Origin of the sequence: Harryflintia acetispora, from assembly GCA_004340125.1 — a bacterium.
Taxonomy (GTDB): domain Bacteria; phylum Bacillota; class Clostridia; order Oscillospirales; family Ruminococcaceae; genus Harryflintia; species Harryflintia acetispora.
The window spans coordinates 392,511-410,908 of record SLUK01000001.1 but is presented as its reverse complement, the minus strand read 5'-3'; the positions used below and the strand labels follow the sequence as shown (position 1 = coordinate 410,908).

Genomic DNA, 18,398 nt, shown 5'->3' with positions numbered 1-18,398 from the left:
ATACCCGTTTCTTATCTTGACATTTCTCTGCCATGGTACTATGTTAAAACCATCCGATCGAAAGAAGGGGTCCCCGTGTCAAAAACAGAGCTAAAAGACGAGGTGTCCGCCCTGGCCCAAAGCCTTGGGGCCAACCTCTGCGGGGTGGCCGACCTGGGCGCGCGAAAAGACTTCATCGCCGAAACCTACGGCGAAAAGTGGGCGGCGTATCCCCGGGCCGTGTCGCTGGCGGTGTTCTTCCCCCGCGAGGTGGTGCTCGAGCAGCTTGACGGCCCGACGCGCAGCTACAGCTATTTCTATGCGGCGATCAACCGGCAGCTGGATACCATCGGGCTGGCGGTGTCCAACCTGCTGCAAACAAAGGGCTGCCGGGCCTATCCGGTGCCGACCTCGGACTACCGGCTGGCCGGGGAGGCGAAGGGGCTGCACGAGCGCCTAGCCGCCGGGGAAAGCCCCGAACCCTTTCACACCGAGCGCGTCGGGATGTTCAGCCACCGGCTGGCCGCCGTCTTGGCGGGGCTGGGATGGGTGGGCAAGAACTGCTCGCTGATCACTCCGCAGGCGGGGCCGCGGCTGCGCCTGACCACCGTGCTCACCGACGCGCCCCTCCCGCCCGGGAAGCCCATTGAAAACCGCTGCGGCAGCTGTACCCGCTGCCGGGATATCTGCCCGCCCCGGGCGCTCAAGGGCGTGGCCTTCCGGGAGGAGGACCCGGTGGACGTGCGGCTGGACCGGGAGAGGTGCAACGCCTATCTCGACCGTGTGGCTTCGGTTTTCGGGCGGCACACCTGCGCGCGGTGCCTCGCCGTCTGCCCCTGGGGAAGAAAATAGCCGGCCACGGGTTTCACTGGGAATGAAAATGTGTTAAAATGATCTTTATCGAATCTTATCCCAAACGACGGGAGGAACCATTATGTCCTTAGAATTCCCTGAGCAATACATTCCGCGCCTGGACGTGCTGGAGACCGAGATCGCCATCAAGCTCGCCAAGGACACCTTCGAGCGGGAGCTCGCGCGCGAGCTCGGGCTCATGCGGGTTTCGGCCCCGCTCTTCGTGCGGCCCGAGACCGGGCTCAACGACGACCTCAACGGGGTCGAACGCCCGGTGCAGTTCGACGTGCTGGACATCCATTCGGACGTGCAGATCGTGCATTCCCTGGCCAAGTGGAAGCGCCTGGCTCTAAAGCGCTACGGCTTCAAGCCCGGGACCGGGCTGTACACCGACATGAACGCGATCCGGCGGGACGAGGAGCTGGACAACATCCACTCGGTCTACGTCGACCAGTGGGACTGGGAGAAGGTCATCACCGCCGCCGACCGCACCCTTGCCACCCTCTATTCGGCGGCAAAATCGGTCATGATCGCGCTGCGCACCACCGAGCGGCTGCTCGTCTCCCGCTTTTCACCCCTGACCCCCTTCCTGCCCGAGGAGATCACCTTCCTCACCTCGCAGGAACTTGAGGACCGCTATCCCGCCCTCACGCCGAAGGAGCGGGAGGACGCCGCCGCCAAGGAGTTCGGCGCGGTGTTCATCTCCCAGATCGGCGGGCCGCTGCGCTCCGGGCTTGCGCACGACGGGCGAGCGCCCGACTACGACGACTGGCTTCTAAACGGCGACATCCTGGTGTGGTATCCCCTGCTCGGGCACGCCCTCGAGCTCTCCTCGATGGGGATCCGGGTGGACGCCGCGGCGCTGAGCCGGCAGCTGACCGCCGCCGGGTGCGACGAGCGGCGCAGCCTGCCCTTCCACCGCATGCTGCTGCAGGACAGGCTGCCGCTGACCATGGGCGGCGGGATCGGCCAGTCGCGCATCTGTATGCTGCTGCTGTACAAGGCACACATCGGCGAGGTGCAGGCCTCGGTCTGGCCGGACGGGATGATCGAGGCGTGCGAGGCGAGAGGGATTCATCTGCTGTAAGAAACGACTCACAACTGGAAAGGGGAGCCCCGATTGGAGAGTAAAAAGATTTTCGGACGCAGGGTTTTCAGCGACAAGGTACAGCGCCAGCGGCTGCCGGCGGACATCTACGAAAGCCTCAAAAAGACCCGCCAGCAGGGGCTGGAGCTCGACCCCCATGTGGCCAAGGAGGTCGCCCGGGCCATGATGGAATGGGCGATCGAGCAGGGCGCCACCCACTATACCCACTGGTTCCAGCCGATGACCGGGATCACTGCGGGCAAGCAGGACGCCTTCCTCTCGCCGAGCGGGGACATGGAGGTCATCGAGGAGTTTTCGGCCACCGCGCTGATCAAGGGCGAGCCGGACGCCTCCTCCTTCCCCTCGGGCGGGCTGCGCGCCACCTTCGAGGCGCGGGGCTACACCACCTGGGACCCGACCTCGCCCGCCTTCGTCAAGGACGGGACGCTCTATATCCCGACCGCCTTCTGCTCCTATACCGGCGAGGCGCTGGATCAAAAGACCCCCCTGCTGCGCTCGATGGAGGCGCTCTCCGCCACCGCCCTGCGCACCCTGCGCCTGCTGGGAAACACGACCTCAAACGCGGTTATCCCCACCGTCGGGTGCGAGCAGGAATACTTCCTCATCGACCGCGAGAAGTATGAGCGCCGCCTCGACTTAAAGCTCTGCGGGCGCACCCTGCTGGGGGCCAGGGCCCCCAAGGGCCAGGAGCTCGACGACCACTACTGCGGGCGGATCCGCCTGCGGGTGGCGGCCTTCATGCGGGAGCTGGACCGGGAGCTGTGGAGCTACGGGATCGTGAGCAAGACCCGCCACAACGAGGCCGCGCCCGCCCAGCACGAGTTCGCCTGCGTCTACGACACGGCGAACATCACCTGTGACCACAACCAGCTGGCGATGGAGCTGACGCGCATCGTCGCCAAGAAGCACGGCCTCGCCTGCCTGCTGCATGAAAAGCCCTTCGCCGGGGTCAACGGCTCGGGAAAGCACGACAACTATTCCCTCTCGACCGACGACGGCAGGAACCTCCTTTCGCCGGGGAAGGACCCGCAGCACAACCTGACCTTCCTGCTGTTTCTGGCCGCCTTCATCCGGGCGGTGGATAAATACGCCGACCTGCTGCGCCTGTCGGCCGCCTGCGCGGGGAACGACCACCGCCTGGGCGCCTGCGAGGCGCCGCCGGCCATCATCTCGATGTTTTTAGGCTCGGCGCTGACCGAGATATTGGAGAACATCGCCGCCGAAACGGCCGGCAACGGCTACCGCCTCGGCTCGATGAGCACCGGGGTCTCGGCGCTGCCCACCTTTGAAAAAGATGACAGCGACCGCAACCGCACCTCCCCCTTCGCCTTCACCGGCAACAAGTTCGAGTTCCGGATGGTCGGCTCCTCCCAGTCGATCGCCATGGCCAACACGGTGCTCAACACCATCCTGGCCGATTCGCTCCACTGCTTCAACACCCGGCTGTCGATGGCCGACGACGTCGAGCTGGAAATCGCCGCCATCGTGCGGGACACCATGCACGACCACGGGCGGATCATCTTTAACGGCAACAACTACTCCCCCGAGTGGATCGTCGAGGCCGAGCGGCGGGGACTGGAAAACATGAGCAGCTCGCAGGCCGCCTTCCCCGCCTTCACCCGCAAAAAGAACGTGGAGCTGTTCGAGCGCTTCCACGTCTTCTGCGAGGCCGAGTGCCGCGCGCGGCAGGAGATCATGTTGGAAAATTACAACAAGGTCCTCTCGATCGAGGCGGCCACCATGATCACCATGGTCTCCCGCCAGCTCTATCCCGCCGCCGTGCGGTACGTGGGCGCGGTCGCCTCGGCCTATCGGAGCGTCCAGGAGGCGGGGGTTCCCCTGCCCAGCGCCAGGGCCCACCTGGAGGACGCCGCGGGGGAAGCCGACCAGATCGCCGCCGCGCTTCATGCGGTGGAGGAGCGCTACCGGAAGCTCTCCTCCATCGGCGACCCGATGGAGGAGGGAGCCTTCATCCGCCAAGAGCTGATCCCGGCGATGGAGGAGCTGCGCCGCCACTGCGACCGGTTCGAATCCATCTCGGACAAGGAGTCCTATCCCATCCCCGACTACATCGACCTGATCCACAGGGTCTGATCCGAAATATCGCCTGCGGGCCGCCGGTTTTACCGGCGGCCCGCAGCTTTTCTATTTGCATTCTAATGTCGTATTCTCCGTCATTTAAAAAGGACAAGTCGCATATACATGGAACAAATCCATCAAAAAGGAGCGAGAGAGTATGGGACATGAAGCAATCGGGTCCATCATCAACAGCCTTCCGATCGGGACGATGGTCGCAGCGCCTGTCCTTGCCGCCGTTGAAGCGCAAAAGAGCATCTCCAAGGGCCTGGCCGAATACGTCAACGAGGTCGGCCTGGATTCCAACGGCAATGTGCGGATGGTCACCTTCCAGTATAAAGAGCAGGTCAAGGACAACCAGGGGCAGGTCAGCGATGCGGACCGTTACATCCAGGCGCCCTTCCTCGCCTTGACCGGGCTGCCCAACTTCGCCATGGAGGAGGTCAACGTCAGCTTCGATCTCGAGGTGAACACCGCCGAGGCCGAGAAGAGCGAAACCACGGCCGGCTCGAGCTCCGACGGTAAGATCGGCTTCTTCTTCGGCCCCAAGGTGAACTTCAGCGCCAGCGTCAGCCACAAGTCGGAGCAGACCCGCACCACCGACACCCGCGCGAAATACTCCTTCAATGTCTGCGCCCGCAGGCAGGGCCCGCCCGAATCCTTTATGCGCCTGATCGACGCGGTCACCGCCACGGTCGCCAACCCCAGCCAGACCAAGCCCGCCCTCTCCGACAACCTGCTCCAGGATCCGTCCTCAGGCGGCGGTGGCGGCGGCCAGAGCTGATCGCCGACCGGGCAGAACAAGATGATCAAACCGGCATACAGGAAAGGAACGTGCAGACAAGATGTTTGAAAAATGGAAAAAATCGCCCCTCAAAGGGAAGGGCGGGACGCTCGAAACCACCCTGGCGGACATTGTGAGGGGGATCCAGTACTGCGTCAACTCGGCCTCCGAGATCGTGGACCGGCAATACGTCGCCCAGCTGGACCAGTATTTCGAGAATGGGAGGCCGCTGGTCTATCCGGTGGAGCTCCCCGACGGCTCCAGGATGGAACTTCCGCTCTTCACGCTGATGAACCACTCCGCCCTGGCGCTGGACAAAATGAAGGTTTCCATGACGGTGGGGGTCGACGAGGTGAACACCAAATCCACAGACGTTCCGATCGCGAACAACGAAAATTTCAAGCTGGAGCGCGCCTCCTTCCAGGTGCGCATGGGCGCGCCCGCAAAGAAGAACGGCGGACAGGGGGTGCGCCTGGAAATGACCTTCAAGGCGGGAGAGCAGCCCGAGGCGGTGGCGCGCCTGGCCGAGCAGCTCTGCAACGGGATCAAGCTGTATGCGGGCCCGCCCGAATCCGCCGAATAAATACTCCTGAAAGGGGGAAGCGGGATGCCCCGGCCACTGTTCGTTACCCAACCCAACGGCCGCGACGCCGGACCGCCTGCACGGCGGGCCCGCGAGCGGGCCAATCCCGGAATCAGCATCTGCTGCTACGCCTACGCCACCTTTAACGCGCTCCACCGGTTGGTGCCTCCCCCGGTGGGTTTTGCCGCCGCCTTTCCGAATACCGCCGCGATCGACGCCTTCATCAGGCAGAACTTTTGCGCCGGGCGCAACGCCCGCATGGGCGGCAACATGGCGACCGTGTTGAACGCGCTCCAGGCGCAGGGCATCGGCGCAGGGCTGCAGCTCGCCTCCTGGCAAAGCACCCTCAGCGCCCAGCAGGTCTTTAACCGGCGCGCCCGCGCAATGGTGTTCGGGGTTTCCTTCGGCGCCGACCGCCACTGGATCTTCCTGGACAATGCCTGGCAGATCGGCGCCGCGCCAAACCAGCAGGTCCTGATCCATGCAATCGACCAGCAGAACACCGGGCGGGACTACACCCTGCTGCTCGATCCCGGCATCAACGTCATCGGGCAGACCTTCGACACCTGCGAGGCGGTGACGGGGACGCCGATGTCCCCGGCCAACTACGCCGCCCTCAGGGCGGGGCCGGCCCTCGCCCCGCGCAATTATGTCATCAACCGCGTCGAAACCCTGCATTAGACAAAATAAACCCCCGGCGCCCCAAAGCGCCGGGGGTTCTTTTATCCGTTATTCCTCTTCCTCGTCGTCCGGCTGGGGCTCCTGCGCCTCACCGGGCTCCTCGGGTTCCCCGGCCGCGCCCGCCTCGTCCGGGTCGACCGACTCCATCTCGGCGGCATAGTAGTCCACGTCGTTGGGCTCCTCCGCCATCAGGTCGTCTTCAAAATCATCAAAATCGTCGCACAGGACGCATTTCTTCTTGCCAAAATAAGCCAGGAACGCAACGACCGCGCCGACAGCAGCGATCAGCAGCGCCAGGATCGAGATAAATGTGCTCTTTTTCATGGGTCCATACACCTCCACATCGTTACAGGCCGCGCGGACAGAAGGCCCGCGCACACACCAGTAGCTTTTCCATATTCCTCATTATAATACGATCCCCGGGAAATTACAACCGGATAACTTGTAAATATTTCATATGCAGTCTATGAATAAAGCATGTTGCCCCGCCGCGCCCGGAAAGTGCCGCATAAAAGCGGGTATCCTAATAGACAAAGCGTAAAAAGCTCTTTTAATCTTATCCAAAACATGGTATGATTCTATATTATGGCGGTCCGTGCGCCAAGGGGCGGACCGAAAACGAATGAAGGCTGCTAAAAGGGGCAAGCGAAGATGAAACAGGAAAAATCATGCGGCGCCATCGTGTACCGCAACTTGCAGGGCGCTACCCAGCTCCTGCTGATAAAGCACCGCTTCTCCGGGCACTGGTCCTTCCCGAAGGGCCACGTCGAGCCGGGGGAGCACGAAAACGAGACCGCCCTGCGGGAGGTCAAGGAAGAGACCGGGCTGGACATCCAGCTGGTGGACGGCTTTCGGGAGAGCGTGGAGTACTGCCCCTCGCCCGACGTAAAAAAGCAGGTGGTCTATTTTCTCGCCACCCAGTGCGGCGGAACCCTGCAGCGGCAGGAGAGCGAGGTCAGCGAGGTGTGCTGGCTGGACCTCGAGCGCGCGCAGCGGGAGGTCACCTTCAACAACGACAAGATGCTCATCCGCAAGGTGAGCTCCTTTTTGGGCAAAGCCCAGAATAAAAGAGGGTAAGGAAACAACATGAAGGACAAGGCGCAGCGGCGCAAGAGCATTATGGCCCTTTCGCCGCGGGTCATCATATTCAGCTTTTCGGGGATCATCCTCGCGGGCACCCTGCTGCTCATCCTGCCCTTTTCCAGCAGGACCGGAGCCTATACCCCCTTTTGGGATGCCCTCTTCACCGCCACCAGCGCCACCTGTGTGACCGGGCTGGTGGTCTACGACACCTATCAATATTTTTCCCCCATCGGGCAGGGAATCATCCTCTGCCTGATCCAGATCGGGGGGCTCGGGCTGCTGACCTTCACCACCTTTTTCAACATCCTGGTAGGCAAGAAGCTGGGGCTGCGCGGCATGCAGGTGGCGAGCGACGCCATCAACGCCGACACCTTCGAGGGGCTGCAAAAGCTCATCCAGACGGTGGTCGCCGTCGCGCTGATCGTCGAGGCGATCGGCGCGCTGATGCTCTGTGCCACCTTCATCCCGCGCTATGGGCGGGAGGGGGTCTGGATCTCGGTCTTCCTCGCGGTTTCGGCCTTCTGCAACGCCGGGTTCGACATCCTGGGGCGGGAGGGGACCTTCGCTTCGCTTAGCCACTACAACGGCAACTTCACCGTGATGTTCACCATCATGGCGCTGATCGTGATCGGAGGCCTCGGCTTCGTGGTCTGGCGCGACCTGCTGGAGTACCGGCGCACCCGGCATCTCAAGCTGCACACCAAGGTGGTGCTCGGCATGACCGCCGGGCTGATCATTGCCGGTTTTTTCCTCTTCCTGCTTTTGGAGTGGAACAACCCGCGCACGCTGGGGGACATGGAGTTCGGCAACCGGCTCTCGGCCGCCCTCTTCCAGTCGGTCACCACCCGTACGGCGGGCTTCAACTCGATCGACATCGCGGGGATGGAGGACATCACCAAGCTGGGCGCCTGCCTTTTGATGTTTATCGGCGCGGCGCCGGGCTCGACGGCGGGCGGCATCAAGGTGACCACCCTGGCGGTGATCATCATGACGGTGATCGCGGTCATCCGGGACAAGGACGACCCGATGGTCCTGCACCGCCGGGTATCCAAAACGGTGGTCTTCAAGGCGATCGCCGTGATGGCGCTGAGCTTTATGGCGGTGGTGGTCGCCTTCGCGGTCATCCTCTTCACCTCCCACCTGCGCGGCACCGGGGTGAGCAGTATAGACGCGCTCTTCGAGTCGGTGTCGGCCTTCGCCACGGTGGGGCTTTCGGCGGGGGTGACGGGGATCGCGAGCATCCCCTCCAAGATCGCTCTGAGCCTCACGATGTTCATCGGCCGGGTGGGGCCTGTCACCTTTGTGCTGTCCCTTGCCCTGCGCCCGAGCAAGAACCGCAAGGAAGTCATCCCCGAGGGGAAAATATATCTTTAAAGCAGGACCTCCCGTGTTTGGGGAGGCGCGGAAAGGACGTTTCATATGAAGCTGGGTATCGTCGGGCTGCCGAACGTCGGCAAGTCCACCTTATTTAACGCCATCACCAACGCCGGCGCGGGGAGCGCCAATTACCCGTTCTGCACCATCGAGCCGAACGTCGGGATGGTCAGCGTACCGGACAAGCGGCTGGATAAGCTCGCCGAGATGTACGAGCCGGAAAAATTTACCCCCGCGACCATCGAGCTGGTGGACATCGCGGGACTGGTCAAGGGCGCCTCGAAGGGCGAGGGCCTGGGCAACAAGTTTTTATCGAACATCCGCGAGGTGGACGCGATCATCCATGTGGTGCGCTGCTTCGAGGATGGCGAGATCGTGCATGTGGACGGCTCGATCGGCCCGAAGCGGGACATCGAGACGATCAACCTCGAGCTGATTTTCTCGGACATCGACATCCTCGAGCGGCGGATCGACAGGAGCGCAAAGGCCGCCAAGGGGGACAAGAAATTCCTGCAGGAGGTCGAGCTGCTGGGAAGGCTCAAAACCTTCCTCGAGGAGGGCAACAGCGCGCGGGGCTTCGTCTGCGAGAGCGACGAGGAGCGCGCGATCCTCGCAGGCCTCCCGCTGCTTTCGGCAAAGCCGGTGATCTACGCGGCCAACCTCAGCGAACAGGATTTTGGCGGTGGGCTCGACGGGAATCTCTTTTATCAGGAGGTCTGTGCGCTCGCACAGGACGAGGGCGCCCAGGTCATGCCGATCTGCGCCAAGCTCGAGGAGGAGCTGGTGGACATGTCGCCCGAGGACAAGATGCTCTTTTTGCAGGAGCTCGGGCTCCAGGAGTCGAGCCTGGACCGGCTGATCCGGGCCAGCTACAGCCTGCTCGGGCTGATCTCCTACCTCACCGCGGGCAAGCCGGAGGTGCGCGCCTGGACCATCAAAAAGGGGACCAAGGCGCCCCAGGCGGCGGGGAAGATCCATTCCGACTTTGAAAAGGGCTTTATCCGCGCCGAGGTGATCTCCTTCGACGATCTGATGGCCTGCGGCACCATGGCCGCCGCCAAGGAGAAGGGGCTGCTTCGCCTGGAGGGCAAGGACTACGTCATGCAGGACGGGGACATCGTGCTCTTCCGCTTCAACGTGTAATCATAAGCGGGGCGTGCGAATATACATAGGTGGGACTAAGGCGCAATCGGAAAGGAGCTTTTTTATGGCATTTCAGGCGATTTCTCCCAAGGAGATCGGGGAGAACCTCATCCATCTGCTGGACGACCGTTGGGCGCTGCTCACCGCAGGGGACCGGCAGGAGTATAACACCATGACGGTCAGCTGGGGCGGCGTGGGCGAGCTGTGGAACCGCGAGGTCTGCTTCGTCTTTGTGCGCCCGCAGCGGTACACCTATCAGTTCATTGAGAAATACGACGGCTTTTCACTCGCTTTCTTTCCCGAGAGTGAGCACAGCCACCTGGCGCTGTGCGGCTCCAAGTCGGGGCGGGAGATCGACAAGGCCGCGCAGTGCGGCTTCACGCTCGCCCACGAGGGCGATGTGCCCTATTTCGAGCAGGCCGAGCTGGTAATCGTCTGCAAAAAGATCTACAAGCAGGACATCGACCCCAAGTGCTTCCTCGATCCCACCATCGAGAAGAACTATAACGGCGACTACCACCGGATGTACGTCGGACAGATCGAGAAGGTCTTAAAGAAGTAAAAAATCGCAAAGCGTAAGCGAAGCAATAAAAAGTTTGCGGGCAGCAGATGGAATCTGCTGTCCGCAAGCTGTCTTGATCCGTATGCCTTTTATTTGGCGATCAGGCCGGCCAGCGCCTTGGCCGCGAAGCCGAGGTGCCGGGGCGCGGCCTCGGTGAAGAGTCTGAGCGCCTCGGCATAGGAAAGCTCGCCGGGCTGGGCGGTATACGCGCCGCGCGCGACCTCGCCGACGGCGACGGGGGCGCTGGCATAGCCGCCGACCGCAAGGTGGGAGGCGACGGCCCGCCCGCCGACCGCCACCTGCCCCACCGCCAGGCCGCCCATGGCAAGAAGCCCGACGGCGCAGCCCCCAAGGGCGACCGCCCCAACGGCGAGCCCACCCAGTGCCAAGCCCCCGAGCGCGAGGCCGCCGAAGGCAAGCAACCCCAGCGCGCAGCCGCCAATGCTGATTATTCCGATACCGAGCCCCCCGAGGGCAATCCCCCCGCAGGCGACGTTGCCGATCGCCACGATCCCCTTGGCGACATGCAGCCCGCGCCCGAGGTTGATGTGCACCAGCGGCAACCCGAAAAGGCGGCGCCGGCTCTTATATTCGTACCGGCCACATCCATATCCCAAGCAGGCGGACGGCGGGCTCTGCGCCGCACTCCCCTGCTCCATGCCGGATGATGGTTCCCGCCCGGCCAGCTCGTCGAGGGTGACGCCGTAGAGGGAAGCCAGCGCGGCGAGCTTGTCGAGCTCGGGGCGCGAGCGGTCCGCCTCCCACTTCGATACCGCCTGCCGGGAGACCCCGATCCGGTCCGCCACCTGCTCTTGCGAGAGGCCCTGCGCCCGGCGCAGCCGGGATAGCGTATTCCCAAGTTCCATGTTGATGACCATTCCTTTCCCGGGGCCTGTCCCCTTTGTTTCAGAGAGTCCTGCTGTGTCCTTTTAAAGATACTAAATTTTTCTCCCGAACACCACCAACCGCCGCAAACAATTTGTCAACCGCCGGTTGCATATCCCCTATAAATACTTTTGGCAGCAGCCTATGGACGGTTTTTCGCCGGCGGTGTAAAATGGTGTGGGGGTGGTCGCGTGTATCTTGACAACCAAATTGGGACGTATGTGTTTCTCGCCCTCTGCGCGCTGAGCGCAATCGGGATTTGCGTGGCGGTCTACCGGTACTTCTGGGGAAAGACCGTCTCCTGCCGCGCCACCTTGCTCGACAAATACGAAACCCACTATCAATCGGTGGGCCGCACGGGAGGACATATGAGCGCACAGTATGTGCTCGTCTTCGATCTCGAGGGTAAAATCAAAAAATTTACGGTCAGCGTCTGGCTCTACGATTCGGTACAGAAGGGGGAGACCTGCCGGATCACCTGCCGGAACGGACGGCTGATCAGCATAGACTGAGCGGGGCGGCGTTTACCGAATAAACGAAAAGCGTTAAAAGAATTTTCACCACTGGCTGACAATTTAAGGTATAATATCATTATACCATGCCTGTAAACGGCCTAATGGGCCATTCACGCAGGCGGCCATTCAGATTTGTGCAACGACAACGACCGAGCGGCATCCCCTCCCGCGAAACGGCAGGCGGGAACGGGGTTTCATGTAAAAAGTAAAGGAGTGTAGAGGAATATGTCAATGGGTAAGATTCTGGTCGCGGACGACGACAGCAACATCGCGGAGCTGCTTCGCCTCTATCTGGAAAAGGAAGGGTACACCGTGGCCATCGCCAGCGACGGCGAGCGGGCGCTGGAAAAGTTTTCGGAGGAGAACCCGGACATCGTCCTGCTGGACATCATGATGCCCAAGCTCGACGGCTGGCAGGTCTGCCGGGAAATCCGCAAAAAGAGCAACTGCCCGATCATCATGATCACCGCCAAGGGCGAGACCTTCGATAAGGTGCTCGGCCTCGAGCTCGGGGCGGACGACTACGTGGTCAAGCCCTTTGACGCCAAGGAGATCGTGGCGCGGATCAAGGCGGTCATGCGCCGCACCGGAAAGAGCACCGACGCGCCGGACGTCAAGGAGGTCTCCTATGACAAGCTGGTGGTCAACATGACCAAATACGAGCTCAAGGTGGACGGCAAGGTGGTCGATACCCCGCCCAAGGAGCTCGAGCTGCTCTACCACCTGGCGAGCAACCCCAACCGGGTCTACACCCGCGACCAGCTGCTCGACGAGGTGTGGGGGTTTGAATACTACGGCGATTCCCGCACGGTGGACGTGCACGTCAAGCGCCTGCGCGAAAAGCTCGAGGGGGTCTCGGACCAGTGGGCGCTCAAGACGGTGTGGGGCGTCGGCTACAAGTTTGAAGTAAAGGAATAACCATGCAAAAAAGCCTGTTCACAAAATATTTCGCGGTCTGCGCCACCATCATCCTGTTGGTGTCGGCCGCCTTCGGGCTGGTGCTGATGGTGCTGACGGCGCAGTACTTTAAGCAGGATAAAATGGACCTGCTGGAGAACAACGCCCGGCACGCCGCGGCCCTGGCTTTGGTGGACTACCAGTCGCACAACTTCGAGGGGATCGACAAATCGACGGTGACCGACTACTTCTCCCTGCTTTCCAAGTCGATCAATTCGGAAATCTTCCTCGTCGACATGAGCGGCAAGACCCTGCTTTGCACCCACCGTTCGCCCTGCAACCACACGGCCTATCTGGTGCCGGAAAGCATCGTCGACACGGCGGCGGGCGGCACCTATGAGGAGCTGGGAAAGCTCGGCGGGATCTATACCGAAAACTATTATACCGTCGGCGTGCCGATGACCTCGGGCGACAAGGTGTATGGGATCGTCTTTGCCTCCACCCCGGCGACCGCCTTCAGCGCGCTGCTGGCCCAGACCTTCCGCATGTTCATCCTCAGCGCCGTCGTCGTCATGCTGATCACCTCGGTCATCATCTACTTTGTCACCAAGCGCCTGGTGCGTCCGCTGCGCGAGATGCTCGACGCCACCCAGAGCTTTGCCAAGGGCGACTTCTCGGTGCGCGTGCCGGTCGAGCGGTACGACGAGATCGGCAAGCTGGCGATGGCCTTCAACAACATGGCCACCAACCTCGCCTCCCAGGAGACCATGCGCCGTTCCTTCGTGGCCAACGTCTCGCATGAGCTCAAAACACCGATGACCACCATTGCCGGCTTCATCGACGGCATACTCGACGGGACCATCCCGCCCGAGAAGCGGGACAAATACCTCGGGATCGTCTCGCAGGAGGTCAAGCGCCTCTCGCGGCTGGTGCGCTCGATGCTGGGCATCGCGCGGATCGAGGCGGGCGAGATGAAGCTGGTGCGCACCGACTTTGACATCAATGACATCGTCTGCCAGACGGTTTTCACCTTTGAGCAGCAGATCGAGCAAAAGCGCCTCGAGGTGCGCGGGCTGGACGCGGGCAAGTTCATGGTCAACGCCGACGTGGACCTGGTCCACCAGGTGGTCTATAACCTGGTGGAGAACGCGGTCAAGTTCGCCGACGAGGGCGGCTACATCGAGGCCAACTACACGCAGGAGGACGGCCGGGTCTTCGTCGGGATCCGCAATTCGGGCGAAGGACTCTCCAAGGAGGAGATGCCCAAGGTGTTCGACCGCTTCTACAAGACCGACCGCTCCCGCAGCCTGGATAAAAACGGCGTCGGGCTGGGGCTGCACATCGTGCGCTCCATCATAAATCTGCACGGCGGAGAGATAATAGTAAAAAGCGTGCAGGGCGAATTCTGCGAATTCCGCTTCTCCTTGCCCGCGGCGCAGAAAAGCACGCAGAGCCTGTTCCGCAAGATCGAGAAGAACAAGCCGCCTCTCAAGGATTGATACCGGAAATCCTATCACTTGGCAATACCACAATCTAAGCGGTAAGCTGGAGGGAAAGACATGAACGACTATAACAACCAAAACACAGGCAACGGGGAGGGGAACAATCCCTACCGCCCCAACTGGCAGACGCCCAACTCTCCCCCGAACAACGACTACAAGGCCGGTTACTACCCGTCGCAGGGGCCCGGCTCCTATCAGGGGGGCGGCAACCACTACGGAAATGACTACCAGAGCAGTCCCCCCAAGGAGCCGCAGGAGCCCTATAAATACGACTTCAGCGACTACGACAGCCAGGATAAGAACCCGGACAAGAAACCCAAGCGCCCGGGCAAGCGCGGGCTGGCGGTCTTCTTCTCGATCGTCGGGGTGGTGGTCGCCGTTTCGCTGGTGGTCTTCGCCGGATACGGCGTCTATGCCATGATGGGCGGCGAGGTCGGGATCATCGGCGGGGAGGACGTCAGCTCCTCCTCGGCGGCCGAGCCCAAGAATCCAAACGCGCCCCAGCTGAGCATCGCCTCCTCGCCGGAGCTGGGCGGCGAGAGCGCCCTGGACGGGGGGCTCACCAACGAGGCGATCGCCGCGTCGGTCTCCCCCTCGGTGGTGCGTATCACCAACTGGCAGAGCCAGCTCGGCGTGGTTGGCGAAGGGTCGGGGATCATCATGGATAAGGACGGCTACATCGTGACCAACGCCCACGTGGTCGAGGACTACACCGGGCTGCAGGTCACCCTGCCCAACGACGAATCCTATAACGCCGTGGCCATCGGCACCGACACCGCGACCGACCTCGCGGTGATCAAGATCGAGGCCGATCCCATGCCCGAGCTGACCGTGGCCGAGTTCGGCGACAGCGACAAGCTGGCGGTGGGCGAGCGGGTGATCGCCATCGGCAACGCGGGCGGCTCCGAGTTTTCCGGCTCGGTCACCAGCGGGATCGTCTCGGCGCTCAACCGCCAGATCGACACCAGCACCACCCGCCTGCGGGTCATCCAGACCGACGCGGCCATCAACCCCGGCAACTCGGGCGGGGCGCTGGTCAACAAGTATGGCCAGGTGGTCGGGATCAACTCCGCCAAGTTCATCAAGGAGGGGTATGAGGGCCTGGGCTTCGCCATCCCGATCAATTCGGCCAAGCCGATCGTGGACGATCTGCTCAAGAACGGCCGGGTCACCGGCCGGCCCCGCCTGGGGATCAAGGGCGGGGACATCACCAGCGTGATCGCCCAGTTCATGGGGCTGCCGGGGAACATCACCGGCGTGCAGGTGGTCTCGGTCGACACGGCCTGCGACATCGCCAAGCAGGGCGTGGTGCCCGGCGATGTGCTGATCAGCATGGCCGGCGAGCCGATCGAGTCGATGAACGACCTGAAGAACCGGCTGTTTGAATACAAGCCCGGCGACAAGGTGGAGTTCGAGGTCTACCGCCCGGCCACCTCCCGCGGAGGCAAGGGCAAGACCTTCACCATCACCGTGACCCTCGACGAGGACACCGGGGAGGAAAGCTTCGGCGAGGAGAGCTCCTCCAGCCAGAGCGACCCGCAGTACGGCTACGGCGACTACGGCGACTACGGCGGGTACGGCGGCTATGGCGACGATTATCCCTACCCCTTCCCGTTTTATTGATGATTCTTTGGAAGGCCGGTGGCCTCCCTGAAAAGGGCCCGCCCCGCGCAAGCTGTCGGCATTGCGCGGGGCGGGCCCTTTTAAAAAGAGAGGAATCTTTTAAAGTTTAAGTGTTGGCAGATGCTTCATTATCCGATGAGCCGCGGCTTGGAGGCCAGCTTGGGGACGCCCACCCGGAAGGTGTCGCCCTCCTCGTCGGTCTCGTTTTCGTCCAGGACGGCCTGGTTGGCCTCCAGCCTGGCCTGGGCGGAGAGGTACATGGTGGTGTCGGTGGCGTCCCAGCCATAGGCGTTCATCACCAGCCGCTGCAACTCCTCATAGCCGCGCTGGATGGCCACGTCGCAGGTCCGGCCGTTGGTGTTCACGAACCAGAAATCCTTTGTCTCGGTGACGGGCCAGTTGAGCGTGAAGCCCTTGATGAGACGCACCCTAACGATAATCTTGGCAGGAATTTCGATTCCGGTCTCGCAGACCTCGCCGTCCCCCATGGTGGCGTGGACGTCGCCCATGGCCAGCAGGGCGCCGGGCACCTGCACGGGGAAGTAGACCGTCGCCCCGGCGCGGATGAGGCGGCTGTCCATATTGCCGCCGCCGGGGAAGGAGTAACCGGAGGGGACCGGCTCGCCGGCCGGCGCGGTGCCAATGACGCCGATCATGGGATCGACGGGCCACTTCACATCGTTGAAATGGGCGTAGCCGTCCTTGATGTCGATCATCTTGGTGCGCAGCTCGCAGGTGGACCAGAGGGCGCCGAAGCCCTCGATGGTCAGGATCACGCCCTGGTCGGCGATGTCGACGTCCAGCACGTCGACCGCCAGCACGTCGCCCGGCTCGGCCCCTTCGATAAACAGGGGCCCGGTTGCGGGGTTGGTGTGGGTGAAGTCGATGTTCTCCTCATGGTCCGCCTCACTTTTGATCTGCCCCTCGAAGCAGTCGTGGGAGATGAACTGGACCACGTCCCCGCTGCAGGCATGGGCCTCGGGGGGATTGTCCTTGGAAAAGCTGTAAACGAACTTTTTGAGTGTCAGCATGGTATTGCCTCCGTTAAAAGTTATTTAGAAAATGAATCCGCAGACCAGGTACAACACCGCCGAGATGCCCGCGAAGATCAGGGAATAGGGCAGGCAGTTTTTCGCGTGATAGGCGGATGGGAGCCCTGTGGAGCTGGCGGTCAGGGAGGTGAAGTCGCACACGTAGCAGAAGTTGTTGCCGAAGGCGCCGGCAGAGATCATCGCCGCCGCGCACATATAGGGGTTGGCCCCGATCTGAACGGCCAGGGGCAGGATGACCGGGAAGGCGATGAGCAGCAGGTTCCAGTTGAGGCTCATGGCCGCCTCGCTGCAGCAGAAGATGACAAACAGCAGGAACGGCAGCAGATGGGGATTCGCGAACTGGCCGGCGATGCTCACCAGGTATTCCGTATAACCGATCTCCTCCAGCACGCCGCCCAGGATGTAGCTGAAAAGGATCAGGATGTCCAGATAGACGAACTCCTGCGTCCCTTCCACGATGCAGTTCTCAATATCCTGGGTGCGGATGATCCCCCGCAGCATATAGTACGCACAGAGGACCGGGAGGATGATCAGCATGGCGGGGACCAGGTCCCAGTCATAGAGGTAGGAGATGATGATCAGCGCCACGATGGGGGCGAAGAAGTCGAACAGGTTGCCCTTGCGCTTCTTCGGAGAGGTCTCCTCCTCTTCCTCGTCCTCGATGGCGTCGACCTCGCTATAGACGCTGGGGTCCGGATGCTTCATCCCGCCGATGCGCGGCAGGATCCCCAAAGCAAACAGCAGCGAGCCGATGATGGCGACCCAGCAGTAAAAGCTGAAGGGCACCGTCTTGATGAAGGACATCAGCCCCTCGCCGTAGGAGCTCGCAAATCCGTCCACCACGAAGATTCCCGCCATGAAGGCCGTCCAGCCCGTGAAGGGGAACAGGGCGCGGATGGGCTCGCCCGTGGTCTGGATGATGAAAGCGCCCTCCTCGCGGGGCACCTTCTCCCGGTCGTAGATGGGGGTCATGACGCCGCCCAGCACCGTGATGTGCATGTAATCGTCGAAGAACATCGGGAACTGCATGAGCCAGGTCCAGAGGTTCAGGTGCTTGGCACCCTTGGCCTTCCTGCGGATGATGTCGCCGAAGGCCCGGGTGGCGCCGGTCGCGCTCAGGAGCTTTACCATGATGTTGAGCAGCGCACAGTTTAAAATGAGCCAGACGAAGTCGTCGTTCTCCATAAAGGCATAGATCATTTCCTGGGTGCCGTCCACGAGGTTCTCGTTGGCGTAGAGCAGCACAATTCCCATGAGGGCGCCGAAGATCAGCGTCTCCAGGATGCGCCTGGATAAGAATGCATAATAGAGTAAAAACAAAAGCAGCACTGTACCCATGGCAGCGCTGATTTCCTGCGAGGTCCTGGCAATGACGAAGCATACGATCAGCATGACGACCGCCACGCCATAGGTCATGACCTTGTGCAGCAGCGAGTTCTGATCGTTTAAAACCGACAAGAACCCTTCCTTCCCTTTTTCACCGCTCATAAAAAACGACCTTTCTTTTCCTCTCTTTTTGTCGCTTATCCCGCCTCGCGCAGAGCGAGACAAACACACCGATACAACTATATTCCTTTTGTCATAACAAGTCAAGTTTTGGAAGCGCGGGTCTCATGATAAGACATTTTGCGCCGCCCCTCCCCTGTAGCCTTTTCCCAGCTTTCCCTTGCAGGAAACGGGCGGATGTATTATGATAGAA

General features: G+C 61.8%; 18 protein-coding genes. 14 read left to right on the top strand and 4 right to left on the bottom strand.

Translation table 11 applies throughout. From position 1 onward, the window contains the following. Window positions 1–75 precede the first annotated feature (75 nt). The 6 genes from EDD78_RS01905 to EDD78_RS01880 all read left to right on the top strand — a co-directional run bounded on the left by EDD78_RS01905 (window position 76) and on the right by EDD78_RS01880 (window position 6,063). Window positions 76–831, top strand: coding sequence for a 4Fe-4S double cluster binding domain-containing protein (locus EDD78_RS01905; protein WP_079698172.1), 756 nt, complete (start codon window positions 76–78; stop codon window positions 829–831). A gap of 82 nt (window positions 832–913) precedes the next feature. Beyond that, on the top strand, window positions 914–1,918 hold the full coding sequence (asnA, locus tag EDD78_RS01900) for an aspartate--ammonia ligase (protein WP_132083730.1): 1,005 nt from the start codon (window positions 914–916) through the stop codon (window positions 1,916–1,918). Window positions 1,919–1,951: 33 nt separating this feature from the next. After that, window positions 1,952–4,033, top strand: a complete 2,082-nt coding sequence (locus EDD78_RS01895) for a glutamine synthetase III family protein (protein WP_079698174.1) — start codon at window positions 1,952–1,954, stop codon at window positions 4,031–4,033. A gap of 142 nt (window positions 4,034–4,175) precedes the next feature. Continuing rightward, a complete protein-coding gene (locus EDD78_RS01890) occupies window positions 4,176–4,799 on the top strand; it encodes a DUF2589 domain-containing protein (protein WP_079698175.1) in 624 nt (207 codons plus the stop codon). 61 nt (window positions 4,800–4,860) lie between these two features. Further along, complete coding sequence (locus EDD78_RS01885; RefSeq protein WP_079698176.1) at window positions 4,861–5,382, top strand: DUF2589 domain-containing protein; 522 nt, start codon at window positions 4,861–4,863, stop codon at window positions 5,380–5,382. A 174-nt stretch (window positions 5,383–5,556) separates the two neighbouring features. Further along, window positions 5,557–6,063: a hypothetical protein gene (locus EDD78_RS01880; RefSeq protein WP_165873069.1), complete on the top strand. Its 507-nt coding sequence runs from the start codon at window positions 5,557–5,559 to the stop codon at window positions 6,061–6,063. Window positions 6,064–6,111: 48 nt separating this feature from the next. Here the strand turns inward: EDD78_RS01880 and EDD78_RS01875 are convergent, their stop codons facing one another. After that, on the bottom strand, window positions 6,112–6,387 hold the full coding sequence (locus EDD78_RS01875) for a hypothetical protein (protein ID WP_132083725.1): 276 nt from the start codon (window positions 6,385–6,387) through the stop codon (window positions 6,112–6,114). Between the two features lie 327 nt (window positions 6,388–6,714). Here EDD78_RS01875 and EDD78_RS01870 point away from each other — a divergent pair, with 327 nt between their 5' ends. The 4 genes from EDD78_RS01870 to EDD78_RS01855 all read left to right on the top strand — a co-directional run bounded on the left by EDD78_RS01870 (window position 6,715) and on the right by EDD78_RS01855 (window position 10,225). After that, window positions 6,715–7,140: a bis(5'-nucleosyl)-tetraphosphatase gene (locus EDD78_RS01870; RefSeq protein ID WP_079698179.1), complete on the top strand. Its 426-nt coding sequence runs from the start codon at window positions 6,715–6,717 to the stop codon at window positions 7,138–7,140. Window positions 7,141–7,149: 9 nt separating this feature from the next. After that, window positions 7,150–8,520, top strand: coding sequence for a TrkH family potassium uptake protein (locus tag EDD78_RS01865; protein WP_132083723.1), 1,371 nt, complete (start codon window positions 7,150–7,152; stop codon window positions 8,518–8,520). 45 nt (window positions 8,521–8,565) lie between these two features. Continuing rightward, the gene (gene ychF / locus EDD78_RS01860; protein ID WP_132083721.1) at window positions 8,566–9,663 is read left to right on the top strand and encodes a redox-regulated ATPase YchF; all 1,098 of its coding nucleotides are present in this window, start codon (window positions 8,566–8,568) and stop codon (window positions 9,661–9,663) included. 64 nt (window positions 9,664–9,727) lie between these two features. Further along, the gene (locus tag EDD78_RS01855; protein ID WP_132083719.1) at window positions 9,728–10,225 is read left to right on the top strand and encodes a flavin reductase; all 498 of its coding nucleotides are present in this window, start codon (window positions 9,728–9,730) and stop codon (window positions 10,223–10,225) included. Between the two features lie 89 nt (window positions 10,226–10,314). Here the strand turns inward: EDD78_RS01855 and EDD78_RS01850 are convergent, their stop codons facing one another. Further along, a complete protein-coding gene (locus EDD78_RS01850; protein ID WP_132083864.1) occupies window positions 10,315–11,091 on the bottom strand; it encodes a helix-turn-helix transcriptional regulator in 777 nt (258 codons plus the stop codon). A gap of 210 nt (window positions 11,092–11,301) precedes the next feature. Between EDD78_RS01850 and EDD78_RS01845 the strand changes: the two genes are divergently transcribed. The 4 genes from EDD78_RS01845 (at window position 11,302) to EDD78_RS01830 (ending at window position 15,647) form a co-directional block, all read left to right on the top strand. Further along, entirely contained in the window at window positions 11,302–11,622 is a 321-nt protein-coding gene (locus EDD78_RS01845; RefSeq protein ID WP_132083717.1) for a hypothetical protein, read from the top strand. 228 nt (window positions 11,623–11,850) lie between these two features. Continuing rightward, window positions 11,851–12,543 (top strand): response regulator transcription factor, encoded by a 693-nt coding sequence (locus EDD78_RS01840; protein ID WP_079698184.1) that lies wholly within the window; start codon window positions 11,851–11,853, stop codon window positions 12,541–12,543. A gap of 2 nt (window positions 12,544–12,545) precedes the next feature. Then, the gene (locus tag EDD78_RS01835) at window positions 12,546–14,021 is read left to right on the top strand and encodes a sensor histidine kinase (RefSeq protein ID WP_079698185.1); all 1,476 of its coding nucleotides are present in this window, start codon (window positions 12,546–12,548) and stop codon (window positions 14,019–14,021) included. Between the two features lie 60 nt (window positions 14,022–14,081). Beyond that, window positions 14,082–15,647, top strand: a complete 1,566-nt coding sequence (locus EDD78_RS01830; protein WP_132083715.1) for a S1C family serine protease — start codon at window positions 14,082–14,084, stop codon at window positions 15,645–15,647. 128 nt (window positions 15,648–15,775) lie between these two features. On the opposite strand, the gene EDD78_RS01825 is transcribed toward EDD78_RS01830, so the two are convergent. After that, entirely contained in the window at window positions 15,776–16,678 is a 903-nt protein-coding gene (locus EDD78_RS01825; protein ID WP_079698187.1) for an acetamidase/formamidase family protein, read from the bottom strand. A 24-nt stretch (window positions 16,679–16,702) separates the two neighbouring features. Next, window positions 16,703–18,187: a Na+/H+ antiporter NhaC family protein gene (locus tag EDD78_RS01820; protein ID WP_132083713.1), complete on the bottom strand. Its 1,485-nt coding sequence runs from the start codon at window positions 18,185–18,187 to the stop codon at window positions 16,703–16,705. Window positions 18,188–18,398 lie beyond the last annotated feature (211 nt).